The 11764-nt window shown below is 56.5% G+C and carries 13 protein-coding genes; 10 read left to right on the top strand and 3 right to left on the bottom strand.

The window, feature by feature from the left end:
• Window positions 1–80 precede the first annotated feature (80 nt).
• Window positions 81–566 (top strand): DUF3995 domain-containing protein, encoded by a 486-nt coding sequence (locus MJA45_RS26995; RefSeq protein WP_315604981.1) that lies wholly within the window; start codon window positions 81–83, stop codon window positions 564–566.
• 82 nt (window positions 567–648) lie between these two features.
• Here the strand turns inward: MJA45_RS26995 and MJA45_RS26990 are convergent, their stop codons facing one another.
• Window positions 649–1689, bottom strand: a complete 1041-nt coding sequence (locus tag MJA45_RS26990) for a YeiH family protein (RefSeq protein ID WP_315604980.1) — start codon at window positions 1687–1689, stop codon at window positions 649–651.
• A gap of 129 nt (window positions 1690–1818) precedes the next feature.
• Between MJA45_RS26990 and MJA45_RS26985 the strand changes: the two genes are divergently transcribed.
• Window positions 1819–2706, top strand: a complete 888-nt coding sequence (locus tag MJA45_RS26985) for a LysR family transcriptional regulator (RefSeq protein WP_315604979.1) — start codon at window positions 1819–1821, stop codon at window positions 2704–2706.
• 74 nt (window positions 2707–2780) lie between these two features.
• Here MJA45_RS26985 and MJA45_RS26980 read toward each other — a convergent pair whose 3' ends face one another.
• Both MJA45_RS26980 and MJA45_RS26975 read right to left on the bottom strand, forming a co-directional pair.
• Window positions 2781–3563: a hypothetical protein gene (locus MJA45_RS26980; protein WP_315604978.1), complete on the bottom strand. Its 783-nt coding sequence runs from the start codon at window positions 3561–3563 to the stop codon at window positions 2781–2783.
• A gap of 210 nt (window positions 3564–3773) precedes the next feature.
• Window positions 3774–4382: a rhomboid family intramembrane serine protease gene (locus tag MJA45_RS26975; protein WP_315604977.1), complete on the bottom strand. Its 609-nt coding sequence runs from the start codon at window positions 4380–4382 to the stop codon at window positions 3774–3776.
• 236 nt (window positions 4383–4618) lie between these two features.
• On the opposite strand from MJA45_RS26975, the gene MJA45_RS26970 reads away from it, so the two are divergent.
• The 8 genes from MJA45_RS26970 to MJA45_RS26935 all read left to right on the top strand — a co-directional run bounded on the left by MJA45_RS26970 (window position 4619) and on the right by MJA45_RS26935 (window position 11650).
• Window positions 4619–5476 carry a carbon-nitrogen hydrolase family protein gene (locus MJA45_RS26970; RefSeq protein ID WP_315604976.1) on the top strand — a complete coding sequence of 286 codons (858 nt, stop codon included), beginning with the start codon at window positions 4619–4621 and terminating at the stop codon, window positions 5474–5476.
• A gap of 13 nt (window positions 5477–5489) precedes the next feature.
• Complete coding sequence (locus MJA45_RS26965; protein ID WP_315604975.1) at window positions 5490–6158, top strand: GNAT family N-acetyltransferase; 669 nt, start codon at window positions 5490–5492, stop codon at window positions 6156–6158.
• A gap of 25 nt (window positions 6159–6183) precedes the next feature.
• A complete protein-coding gene (locus MJA45_RS26960) occupies window positions 6184–6855 on the top strand; it encodes a GNAT family N-acetyltransferase (protein WP_315604974.1) in 672 nt (223 codons plus the stop codon).
• A 310-nt stretch (window positions 6856–7165) separates the two neighbouring features.
• A complete protein-coding gene (locus MJA45_RS26955; protein ID WP_315604973.1) occupies window positions 7166–8500 on the top strand; it encodes a cytochrome ubiquinol oxidase subunit I in 1335 nt (444 codons plus the stop codon).
• The gene (locus tag MJA45_RS26950) at window positions 8497–9522 is read left to right on the top strand and encodes a cytochrome d ubiquinol oxidase subunit II (RefSeq protein ID WP_315604972.1); all 1026 of its coding nucleotides are present in this window, start codon (window positions 8497–8499) and stop codon (window positions 9520–9522) included. Before MJA45_RS26955 ends, MJA45_RS26950 begins: the two co-directional genes overlap by 4 nt.
• 335 nt (window positions 9523–9857) lie before the next feature.
• Entirely contained in the window at window positions 9858–10631 is a 774-nt protein-coding gene (locus MJA45_RS26945) for a pirin family protein (RefSeq protein ID WP_315604971.1), read from the top strand.
• An 85-nt stretch (window positions 10632–10716) separates the two neighbouring features.
• Window positions 10717–11118 (top strand): DoxX family protein, encoded by a 402-nt coding sequence (locus MJA45_RS26940; protein ID WP_315604970.1) that lies wholly within the window; start codon window positions 10717–10719, stop codon window positions 11116–11118.
• Window positions 11119–11278: 160 nt separating this feature from the next.
• A complete protein-coding gene (locus MJA45_RS26935; RefSeq protein ID WP_315604969.1) occupies window positions 11279–11650 on the top strand; it encodes a VOC family protein in 372 nt (123 codons plus the stop codon).
• Window positions 11651–11764: the final 114 nt, after the last annotated feature.

The raw sequence follows: 11764 nt of genomic DNA, 5'->3' as shown, positions 1-11764 counted from the left end.
TAGGAAATTAAACAAAGCTTAACCTTGAGGTCACCTTAAAGCCAATCTAAGGATGGTAGAGTGGTGATGAGGTGATGAGGATGAACGTCCAAAAAAGAAAATGGGCCGGGTACATGGCATGCGCATGCGGATTGTTATACGCCCTTCCGCACTTTTGGTGGGGCTTAGGAGTGTCACTCGGCTTCCCGGGGGATTTTGCAAAGGTGCCGGACGAAGTGTTGTCCCGGTTAATCGGTTATTGGTTTATGGGAGCGGCGGCCGTCCTTGCTGCCCTATTCGGCTTGTCTTTTGTCTACAAGTGGGGAGAAAAGCTGCCGATCCGGTTGAAGATCATCCCTGCTTGGATCGGATGTGTGGGATTATCCGTATGGGGTTTTAGCTTCTTTGTTCTACAGTTTCAATTCGCGATCGGACGCGTCGTGTCCGCACCCGCTTTTGCAGAACAGGATGCAAGCCCAATGGCAGCATGGGGGTATGTCTGGTATGCCTTGTTCCTAGGTTGGGGCATCTCGCTGGGCTTTGCCGCTTTTTTCGAAACAAAAGGGCGGACCCCTATAAGGAAATAAGGGGTTTCGAAAAAATAGAGCAGCACCTTCTCGAATAGGGGAGAGGTGCTGTTTTGCTGTTCCCTATAGGATTGGTCCTCCGTTAGATCGTGAAATAGGTGAGGAAAGCAAGAAGAACGGAGGTAATCGACATAGCCAGCAGCGGCCGTACCATTTTCGTGCGAAGATCCTTCAGACTAACATTCAAACCTAGTCCAACCATAGCCATCGTCAAGATAAAGGAAGTAAAGAGGGAGATGCCATTCAAGACACCGGGTGAAAGGATAAGGGCATGACCAAGTACGTAGCTTCCCAGGAAGCTCGTGATAAGGAATCCTATAAGAAACCAGGGAAATTCGACTTTTGGATGGGAATCCGATTCGGTTCTTCCTTTGCGCTTCATCCCGTACATAAGAATAAAGCTGAGGGGAACGAGTAAGAAGACCCTGCCCAGTTTGGCTAACAAAGCAATGGCGAGGGCATCGGGTCCGGCAGGTGTGCCGGCAAGGGCTACGTGGGCGATCTCATGTAAACTTACACCGGCCCAAATACCGTATTGCAACGCCGTTAAAGGAAGGAACGGTCTTATTAGGGAGTAGGCAAGTGCAAAAAGGGTTCCCACCAAGGCGATTAGGCCCGCACCCATGGCGGTGTCTTCCTCTCTTGCTTTCAAAATCGGGGAGACGGCGGCAATCGCCGCTGCTCCGCATACGCCTGTTCCAATTCCCAGTAAGAAGGATAAGGAAGCATCCGCTTTGAATAATTTGGCAAGGAACATGGTAAGGAAGATAGAGAAAACAATGGTTCCCGCATCTCTGACAAGTAACCCCAACCCTTGATGGAAAACAACATCGAGATTCAGTTTTAAGCCGAAAAGAACAATGGCAAGCCTCAACAGCCTTTTGGAAGAAAATTGGATCCCGGTACGCCATGCCTCCGGGTAACCCCTTACTTGCCGGTAAACCACCGCGATAAGGATGGCACAGGCCAGCTGCCCGACACGATCCAATCCGGGTAGTTGGGATAATCCCAAACCAGCCAAGGCAATAACAAAAGTAAAGCCGATTCCTTGGAGCCAACGTTTTATGGAAGTGGCTTTCAGCTGCTTTTCTATAGCATGAGGGTTAGCTAAAGAATTTGTCATAGTAAGATCTCCTGCCCCAGGTTGATTTCTTTTGTCCAGCATAAGCCTCTTATTATGATAAGTAAAATAAATTATAATGATTATAACGATATACAAATGCTTATCATTCCTTCTAAAGGTGGAGTCGAAATGGACCAAGCATTGCATGTTTTTGTTACGGTGGCCGAACAACAAAATTTCACACGTGCCGCTGAACTTCTACATATGACGCAGCCGGCGGTCAGCAGCTACATACAGAACCTGGAGCGGTCGATGGACATTAAATTATTAGAAAGAACCAATAAGTTTGTCAGGCTTACAAAGGCGGGAGAAATGGTTTATCATCATGCCAAGGAAATTTTGGGTCTCTATACCCGAATGGAAAATCTTTTGGATGATCTAAAACATACGGCAAGCGGTAACCTGTCTATTGGCTCCAGCTATACCTACGGGGAATACATTCTCCCCCATAGAATGGCAGCGCTGCTTAAGTCTTATCCGCAATTGAATCCAAGTATCACGATAAGGAATTCAAATGAAATTATGGATTTGGTCCTGCATCATCAAATCGATGTGGGGATCATAGAGGGGGAAGTTAAAAATGAGAAGATTAAGATTATGCCCTTTGCCTGTGATCATTTATCCATCCTGGCCGCATCGGATCATCGTTTATTCCATACACAAAACATAAGCCCTTTGGATTTAAGCGAGGAGACATGGTTAATTCGCGAGGAGGGTTCCGGAACAAGGGGAATGCAGGAAAAGGGGTTTCAGCAATTGGGGTTCTATCCCAATAAAAGGATGACCTTGGGAAGCACCCAAGTGATCAAGGAATCCATTGAAGCGGGGTTAGGCATTTCCTTGCTTTCTCAATCGGCTATACAAAAAGAGTTGGAGCTGGGAAAGTTAAAATTACTAGATATCGAGGGGTTTCCGATCAAAAGAAATTTTTCGCTTATCACCCCAAACGTCCCATTCCAAACAAAAGCAGCGGAGGTTTTTATCAAATTATTGGTTGAAGAAGGTTCTACTGGTTGAAAAATACCGCAAAAAAAACGGCTTGCTCTGCTCCTTCTCAAGAAGGACGGGACAAGCCGCTTTTCAATACTTAATCAGCGGAGCAGTGTGATCATCTGGTACACTTCCCGGTGGTCTCCCGGAAGCAGGGCCTTGGCCACCCGCAGCTGGGACGACCCGTCGCCGTCGAGGAAGATGCCGTCCACGAGCCGGTCTTCTCCAATCCGCTCCCGGAGAGCGTTCCGGAATTCGGCGCCGGTGCAGGGGGTCGGAGCGACGACGAGATAGACGTTGTTCGCGGTGTCATAGGCAATGCCCGACCGCATCCGGCGCTCGTCAATGACGGGCATTTCCTCGGAGACGGCTTGAGCCGCCCAGCGGGCCTCGTTGCGCAGGCCCATGCTGACGCCGCCCTGTGCCCAATACCGGGTCCGGTCGGCCACGATCAGCTCCTCCGCCGATTCGACGACCTGGATGGAGAACACCTTGCGCGCCTCATCCCAGACGAGCGTTCCCCTCGGACGGTCAATGTTATACCAGCCGGAGCCGTACTCGCCCTGATTGCCGCGTACGGGCCGGTCATTGATCACCGCCAGGCTGAGGAGCTGCCCCTCCCAGAAGAACCCTCCATTGATGCCGTAATCGGGGAGCCGGCTTAAGTTGGAGGAGACCGCCTTCAAGCCGATATTGTCCGGCCGGGTCACGATCGTATGGAGCTTGACCCCGTTGGAGGCTTGATCGGCCGAGTACGTGTACTGCTTGGGCTTGTCCGGCAGACGGGTGAGGAGAAGAATGGTCAGCATGAAGCTGACGAAAATAAGAACCAGGTGCACGAACATTCGGTTGGGGTTGAGCCGGATGGTGCGGATCAGCGGCATAGACGGACACTCCTGTCTAGGAAACTATAATCTGGCCTTATCCGGCTGCGTTTTACGGGCAGCGATGCTTGGGCAGGCGAAAGGATGGGAATCACCCTAAGGGGGCATCCTTCGCCGGATAAGGCTACTATCAGTCTATGGAAATCCCCCTTGGAATATTCCATGCCGCTTAACCGGATTTCATAGAGTAAGAGACACGGCCGGCTCCCGCTATTTCAAGCGGCGAATTCCCACCGAGAATACGGCCGCGAGAAGGAAGCCCGCCACCGCGCCGCCGAGATGGGCATAAAGATCGACCCGTGGCACGACGAACGAATAAATGACGCCCAGAACGAGAATGAGCACCACCGTCTGGCTGGAGCTCTTGTCCTGAAGGTCGCGGCGGAACAGGCCGAAGAACAGGTAAGCGGCATAGATGCCGTAAATCGCTCCGGAGGCTCCCGCCCCGAGGTAGGTGGTGCCCTGAAAGCCGTAGCTGACCGCGCTGCCCGCCACGCCGGACAGCAGGTAGAACACCGCATAGCGGAAATGCCCGATCAGGCGCTCGAGAGGCGGGGCGAATACGAACAGAGCAAACATATTGAACAGCAGGTGCTCGAACCCGATGTGAAGGAACATGGCCGTGACGTACCGCCACCATTCGGGGGCAAATCCGGGCGCGCTGAACATGGCCCCGAACTTGAGCAGGGTTTCGGGATCCCGGGAGGAGCCGTAGCCTTCCATGATCAGGAACATCACCAGATTGATGAGGATGATCAGCGATGTGACCGGATAGAACCGGAGGTACTGACGCAAGCTTTCGTAGCGAACAAACTGCATAAACCGTCCCCCTGTACATTGATCTTCCCATTATATCCGATAACCCCTGTCCGCCAAAAGAAGAAAGGGCCTCCCCGGCGTAAGCGCCTGGCCTGCAAGGCCCTTTCACTCGGGGCGGCGGTCCCCTTTTATCCCGCCTTCTCCGGGTCCAGCGGCATTTCTCCTCGGTCCGGCGGATGGTATAATGGAGGGGAAGGATCCACGCCTTATTTCCGTGGCACGTGAAGGAGGCTGTTATGAAGCTGAGAGTATCGACTGTTCAATATCATCTCCATACGATTAAAGAGTTTGCCGAGTTTGAGGCCCAGGTGGAGCATTACGTCCGCACGGCTGCTGAATTCGAAGCGGATTTCGTACTGTTCCCGGAGCTGTTTACCACCCAGCTGATGTCCATTGGAGACGGACAAGGCCAAGCCTTGGGCATCGAGGAGCTCCCGTCGTTCACGGAGCCGTATGAGGAGCTGTTCCAAAGGCTCGCGCAGCAGTACGGCATGCACCTCATCGGCGGAACGCACATTATCCGGGAGAACGACCGCCTGTACAATGCCGCCTATCTTTTCTATCCGGACGGACGGTTCGTCACCCAGCGGAAGCTTCACATCACCCCTACCGAGGTGAACGAATGGAACATGGGGGCGGGCGACGGCCTGCAGGTGTTCGAAACGGACAAGGGCACCGTAGCCCTTCTGATCTGCTACGACATCGAATTTCCGGAGATTGTGCGGATGGCAAAAGCCCGCGGGGCGGACGTAATCTTCTGTCCGTCCTGCACGGACGACAAGCATGGTTATTACCGGGTCCGGTACACGAGCCATGCCCGCGCAGTGGAGAACCAGGTGTACGTCGTCACCGCCGGAACGGTGGGGTCCCTGCCGACCGTCGATTTCATGCGCCTGAACTTCGGACAGTCGGCCGTCATCACGCCGAACGATATCCCGTTCCCGCCGCATGGCATCCTGGCCGAAGGCGAGATGAACCATGACATGATCGTCACCGCCGATCTCGACCTGGAGCTTCTCTACAAGGTCCGGGAGAAAGGATCCGTTACGACCTGGCGCGACCGCCGCACCGATCTGTATCCTGACTGGAGCTGAAGGAGGGGGCATGGTGTACCGCAAAGAATGGTTTACGTTTGATGGGGACCGGCCGGTCCCGACGGAGATCCGCCGGTACGCGAAGGAGGACTTTGCGGAGCTGATCCGCATTCAGCAGGAAGCCTTCCCGCCCCCTTTTCCGGAGGACCACCTGTGGAACGCGGAGCAGCTGACGAATCACGTCACGCTTTTTCCCGAAGGGGCGTTGTGCGTTGAGGTGGACGGGGTGCTGGCCGGGTCCGTTACGGGCCTCCGGGTGGACACCGAGCCGGGCGGGCCCGACCACACATGGGCGGAGATGACCGACGAAGGCTATATCCGTAATCACCGGCCTGGGGGTAATACCCTTTATATTGTGGATATTTGCGTCCGGCCCGCCTACCGTCGGCACAAGCTCGGCTACTGGATGCTTCAGTCCCTGTACGAAACGGCCGTCGCCCTCGGCATTTCCCGGGTAATGGGCGGCGGGCGGATGCCGGGCTACCGCGCCCAGTCGGAGCGGATGAGCGCCCAGGAGTATGTGGATAATGTGGTCGCAGGGGAGCTCAAGGACCCGGTAATCACGTTCCTTCTGAAGAGCGGCCGGACCCCGGTGAAGGCCGTGGCGGGCTACCTCGAGGACGATTACGACTCGTGCGGCTACGGCGCGCTTATGGAGTGGAAGAACCCTTTTAAGGGATAACGGAGTGGGAAGGAGAGGGGCCAACATGGACTATATTCGCATCATCAGCATTGACCAGCCGCTGTTCAAGAAAATGCACGAGCTTATGCAGAAGGTGTTTCCTCCGGAGGAGGTTCTCGAAGCGGCGCTCTGGAAGGAGCCCCTGGCCGACCCCGGCATCCGGGTCTATGCCGCCGTTCACCAGGGCGAGGTGGTCGGTACGACGGAATACCGCTACCTGGAGGACCTGAACGTGGCGATGACCGACTTCACGATTATCGGCCGCGAAGGGCTCGGGGTCGGGGCGTTCCTCGCGAGCAAGCGGATGGAGGACCTCACCTCCCTCGCCGCCCGCAACGGCAAGCCGATTCTCGGCATGTTCGCCGAAATCTACGACCCGTACCGGGCCGAGGATCACTCGTTCGGCGGCATCAAGCCGATGGACCCGTTCGTGCGCCGCGAGGTGCTGTCGCATCTCGGCTACAAGAAGCTGAACTTCCCGTACGTCCATCCGTCCTGGAAGAACGACGGGGAAGCCGTATCGGAGCTCGACCTGTGCTTCCTGCCGTTTGACGGCAAGACAAGCTCCCTGCCGGCCTCGCTGGTCGTGACCTTCCTCAAGCGCTACTACAGCGTCCTGCCCAACAAGCCGGAGGCTTGGCAGAAGATGATCCAGGAGCTGGAGGGACGCGAGAGCGTCGAGCTTCTGCCGATCTAGCGGCATATCCTGCTTCACGATCCCCCTTTCCCACAGGGGAAGAGGATGGATTACGTATGATCCCTTTCCCCACAGGGGAAGAGGATGGACTGCATATGATCCCCTTCCCCTATGGAGTGGGGATTTTTTATGGGCTCGCCGCCGCCCAGATCGGACCCAAGGTCCGTGCATAGGGCAGGGGCGCGTTCCCTGCCGGCTTGGCACCGTTTTGTACGATTGGCCTCTTCCGCTTATGCATACTCCCGCCTCCTAATGTCCATATTACTCATGGAAAGCTTTAGCAAAGCACGGGGTAGAAAGGGGCTTCAGCATGGATACGGTCGTACTGTCCAGGGCGCTGTTCGGGTCGTCCATGGCGTTTCATATTATTTTTGCCACGCTCGGGGTGGGGGTGCCCGTCATGATTCTGTTCGCGGAAATCCTCTATCATGTTCGGAAAGACGCCGATTACGCCCTCATGGCCAAACGGTGGACGAGAGGCTTCGCCATCCTGCTTGGCGTGGCCATTCCGTCCGGCACCATCGTCGGCGTGATGCTCGCGCTCCTGTGGCCCGGCTTCATGGAGATCGTCGGGCAAGTCATCGCGCTTCCCTTCCAGATCGAGATCTGGGCGTTCTTCCTCGAAGCCCTGTTCATGTCGATCTACGTGTACGCCGCCGACCGGCTGACGCCCTTGCAGCGCATCACGAGCGTTTTCTTCGTCGCACTAGGGGCGGTCGGCTCCGCTGTTCTGATCACCGACGCCCAGGCGTGGATGAACACGCCGACCGGCTTTACCTACAAGGACGGCGTCATCTCCGATGTGCATCCGTGGCAGGCCTTCTTCAACCCCAACTTCGCCACCTCGGCCACCCATGTCGCGGTCTCGGCCTTCATGACCGGGGCCTTCGCCATCGCTTCGGTCGCGGCCTTCAAGCTGCTGAGAAGAGGGAGGACGGAGCGGGAGTACACCTATCACCGCAAAAGTCTCTTCATCGCCCTCCTCTTGGGAGGCGTAATGTCGATTCTGACGGCGGTCAACGGGCACGCCACCGCCCAGAAGCTGCACAAGCACAACCCGGAGAAGCTGGCCGCGGCGGAAAGCCTGTTCGAGACCCGGTCCTATGCGCCGCTTGCCATCGGCGGCAGCCCGGATCCCGAAACGGGAGAAGTGAAGGGAGCCATCGAAATTCCGTGGCTGCTGAGCTTCCTCGCCACCAACTCCTTCAGCGGGGTGGTCAAAGGGCTGAACGAGTTTCCGCGGGAGGACTGGCCGCCGCTCTATACCCACACGCTGTTCAACGCCATGGTTGGCATCGGGTCCGTTCTGATCCTGATCGCGATCGTGGGGGCGTGGTGGTACTACCGCAGGCGGAGCTATGCGCGCTGGCTCCTGTGGGTTCTCGCGGCCACCGGGCCGCTTTCGATGCTCGGCATCGAGCTCGGCTGGGTGTTCTCCTGCTCGGGCCGGCAGCCCTGGACGATCTACCACATCCAGCGGACAACCGAAGCGGCGACGAAGACGGCTGAGGTAGGACCACTTCTCGTCCTGTTCGTCTCGATCTACGTCTTCCTGCTGATCGTGACGGCGCTCGTCATGTCTTTCTATTTCAAACGCCACCCGGTCGCCCGGGAATGGCAGACCGCAAAGGAGCCGGGACGATGAGCGATTCGGTGCTTGCGATTACGATCATCTGGGTGTTTCTGTTCATCTACTCGATCGCCGGGTCGATCGATTTCGGCGCGGGCTTCTGGGCGATGGCCTCCATGCGCCGCCGTGACAACCACGCCGCCTCCATCGCCAACTTGTATCTGTCCCCTTCGTGGAAGGTAACGAATGTCTTCCTCGTGCTTCTTGTGGTGGCGCTGGTCGGCTTCTTCCCGCATGCCGTTTATGTGCTGGGCTCCGTGCTCCTGCTGCCGGCCGGGCTCATGCTCGTGCTGCTCATCATCCGAAGCACCTTCATGGTGTACGCCTATTCCGTTCGCCGGTATGTCCGTCTGCTGACGGTCGTGTCGGGAGTGACCGGGCTTCTGATCCCGGGCCTTCTCATCAGCGTGCTGCCGGTTTCGCTCGGCGGGTTCGTCACCATGGAGAGCGGGTACCCGCAGCTTCTGTTCGGCAAGCTCCTCGGCAGCGTCACGGAGTACGCCCATCTTGCCTTCGGCATCTCCACGGAGCTGTTCCTGTCGGCTCTGTTTCTGGCCGATTACGCCCGGGAGGCCGACGACGAGGACACGTACCGCTATTACCGCGTCCGCGCGATCCTTCTAGGGCCGCTGACGCTGATCACGGCCATTCTCGTGACCGTCACGTTCGCTCCCGAGGCCCAGTGGATCCTGCCTAATCTGCAGCGGGTCGAGGGGTGGTTCGCCCTATCCGTCACGGCCTTTCTGATCGGGTACAGCGCTCTGTTTTGGCGCTCCGGCCGGGAGAATCCGGGCAAGCCGAGGGCGGCGGTGATCGCCATCGTGCTTCAGTACGGGCTTGCCGTGTTTGCCTACGGCAAGGCCCATCTTCCTTACATCGTCTACCCGAGCCAGACGATCGACCAGTCGGTAACGAATCATTCCATGTTCGTTTCGCTGCTGACCGGCTACATCGTGTTCAGCGCCATCCTGGCTCCGGTGTTCGTCTGGTTCTGGAGGCTGTTCTTCAAGGATAAAGGATACCTGCGCCAGGAGTAACGGCAGAACCGGCCTACTCTCACCGGGTAGAGGAGGCAGCGGCCGTACCAAGACCAGGCGGATGCATCCTCCGTAAACCGTACGCAGCAGAAAAGGATAGCTGGGAGGAGCAGCCCCCTGGAGGCTTGGAAGGCGGGGAGCGTCTCCGCCCTTTTGCATGGGCTTCGGAGGGGAAAATTTTTTTGGTGAAGATCAGTTGACAGGAGCAGAAAGAGGGAGTATATTTATCTTAAATTAAAGACAATTGAATTAAAGATAACGGTGAGACGCCGGTCATGAAGATTCATAATGACATGGAGAGTTTACGACTCACCCAACCAAAGGAGGAGAGACATATGCAAGTGAGAATTTATCCCCCCGTCATGCAGGCTACCGGAGAATTTGACGGTGGCAAAATAACGGAGCAGAAGCCGATCGGATTCCCGGGCGAGGGCTCGGTGGTCAAACGGGTAGGCCCGTTGTTCTACTGGGCATGGGGCGTCTCCAGCGAAGAGGCGCGGATCGGGCTGCACCCTCACAAAGGGTTTGAGATCATGACCTATGTGGTGGAGGGCGATGCTTATCATGGTGACACGCTCGGCACGGACAGCCGGGTAGGAGCCGGCGGGGCCCAGGTGATGCAGACCGGATCGGGCGTAAGCCATGAGGAAAGGCTCGCCGGCGGTACGGAGCTGTTCCAGATCTGGTTCGAGCCGGACTTTATGGAAGCGATCCGCCGGGAGCCGACCTACCGCCAATACGAACATGAGGAGTTTCCCTTGGAAAACACCGGTGCGTATACGGTCAAAACGGTCATCGGACCGGGAGCGCCGATTGAGCTCGTGGCGGATGCGGAAGTGTACGATGTCGAAATCCAGCCGGGAGCGGTCTACACCCATCCTGTGCCGGCAGGCTACACCTTAACGGCGTTGGCCATCCGCGGGCAGGGCACCTGGGCAGAAGCGGACTCCGACCGGGAGCCGACCGTTTTCAGGACGCGGGATTTCTTGACCTCCCCGGCGGCATCGGAGACCGCGGCAAGCTTTACGAATACGGAAGAAGAGCCTTTGCGGCTGGCCCTTATACTCGTTCCTACAACCGTTCCTTATGCGCTTTTTCCTAAGCGCTGATTTTCTCCACTGAGCTTGAATCAAAAAACCGGTCATAAATCTTGAAATAAAGAATATTAAATTAAAATAAAAGGAGTCGATAAAAATGATGGCATGGGGTTTGTTGATTATTCGTTTGGTTATTGGGGTACTGTTTATCGGGCACGGGGCGCAGAAGCTGTTCGGTTGGTTCGGAGGGTATGGTCCGAAAGGAACGGGCGGGTGGATGGAATCCATCGGCGTCAAGCCGGGTGTGCTCATGGCCGTTCTGGCGGGGCTAATGGAGCTTTTGGGCGGAGCGCTGTTCGCGGCCGGCCTGTTTACTCCGGTTGCCGCTGCTCTGATCGTGCTGACCATGCTCGGCGCCATCAAGACGGTGCACGGCCAAAACGGCTTGTGGGCGACGGCGAACGGCTATGAATACAACCTGGTGCTGATCGCGGCTGCGGTGGGGATTGCCCTCACAGGTGCGGGAGCCTATTCGCTCGATGCTCTGCTCGCCGGATAACCGATCCACCAGGCTTCCACCATGGCCGTCCGGCTGCCTTCCAGTGAGGGCAGCCCGGACGGTTTTTGTGCTTTACGAGAAGAAGGAAGAGGCATACAATGAGATCATCTTATAATGAAACATGATTTCATCCAGTGAAACAAATGAGGAGGGAATAAGCATGGAGTTTTCTTATCGCGGTATCCATCATGTGCAGCTGGCCGGACCGCCGGGGTGCGAAGAGCAGGCAAGGGCCTTCTATTCCGTAGTTCTCGGCATGAAGGAGATCCCTAAGCCCGAGGAGCTGAGGAAAAGGGGAGGGGTCTGGTTCGAGTGCCCCGGCTTTCAGGTTCATATCGGCATTCAGGAGGATTTCGTTCCCGCGGCAAAGGCCCACCCGGCCTTCCAGGTCCAGGGGTTGGAGGCTCTGAAGGAACGGCTTGCCCTTCATGGCTGCTCCATCCGGGAGGACGCTCCCATCGGCACCCTTTACCGCCTGCATACGGACGACCCCTTCGGCAACCGGCTGGAGTTTATGGAAGAACGGCTGTAAGACAACGATCTCTGTGGGCTGGGGTTGAAATGAGAAGGATTTGGCCTATACTTAACTTCTATGGAAGTCAAGATGGAAGTCAGATGTTAGCCAAGATGCTCCCTTATTCTATTG

The organism is Paenibacillus aurantius, from assembly GCF_032268605.1.
Lineage (GTDB): Bacteria > Bacillota > Bacilli > Paenibacillales > NBRC-103111 > Paenibacillus_AO > Paenibacillus_AO aurantius.
The sequence above is the reverse complement of the archived record's forward strand: the minus strand, read 5'-3'. Positions and strand labels throughout refer to the sequence as shown.

Bases quoted from the DNA above. Each gene is read 5' to 3' on its own strand.
- MJA45_RS26995 (WP_315604981.1), top strand. From the start codon at position 81: ATGAACGTCCAAAAAAGAAAATGGGCCGGGTACATGGCATGCGCATGC.
- MJA45_RS26990 (WP_315604980.1), bottom strand. From the start codon at position 1,689: ATGACAAATTCTTTAGCTAACCCTCATGCTATAGAAAAGCAGCTGAAA.
- MJA45_RS26985 (WP_315604979.1), top strand. From the start codon at position 1,819: ATGGACCAAGCATTGCATGTTTTTGTTACGGTGGCCGAACAACAAAAT.
- MJA45_RS26980 (WP_315604978.1), bottom strand. From the start codon at position 3,563: ATGCCGCTGATCCGCACCATCCGGCTCAACCCCAACCGAATGTTCGTG.
- MJA45_RS26975 (WP_315604977.1), bottom strand. From the start codon at position 4,382: ATGCAGTTTGTTCGCTACGAAAGCTTGCGTCAGTACCTCCGGTTCTAT.
- MJA45_RS26970 (WP_315604976.1), top strand. From the start codon at position 4,619: ATGAAGCTGAGAGTATCGACTGTTCAATATCATCTCCATACGATTAAA.
- MJA45_RS26960 (WP_315604974.1), top strand. From the start codon at position 6,184: ATGGACTATATTCGCATCATCAGCATTGACCAGCCGCTGTTCAAGAAA.
- MJA45_RS26955 (WP_315604973.1), top strand. From the start codon at position 7,166: ATGGATACGGTCGTACTGTCCAGGGCGCTGTTCGGGTCGTCCATGGCG.
- MJA45_RS26950 (WP_315604972.1), top strand. From the start codon at position 8,497: ATGAGCGATTCGGTGCTTGCGATTACGATCATCTGGGTGTTTCTGTTC.
- MJA45_RS26945 (WP_315604971.1), top strand. From the start codon at position 9,858: ATGCAAGTGAGAATTTATCCCCCCGTCATGCAGGCTACCGGAGAATTT.
- MJA45_RS26940 (WP_315604970.1), top strand. From the start codon at position 10,717: ATGATGGCATGGGGTTTGTTGATTATTCGTTTGGTTATTGGGGTACTG.
- MJA45_RS26935 (WP_315604969.1), top strand. From the start codon at position 11,279: ATGGAGTTTTCTTATCGCGGTATCCATCATGTGCAGCTGGCCGGACCG.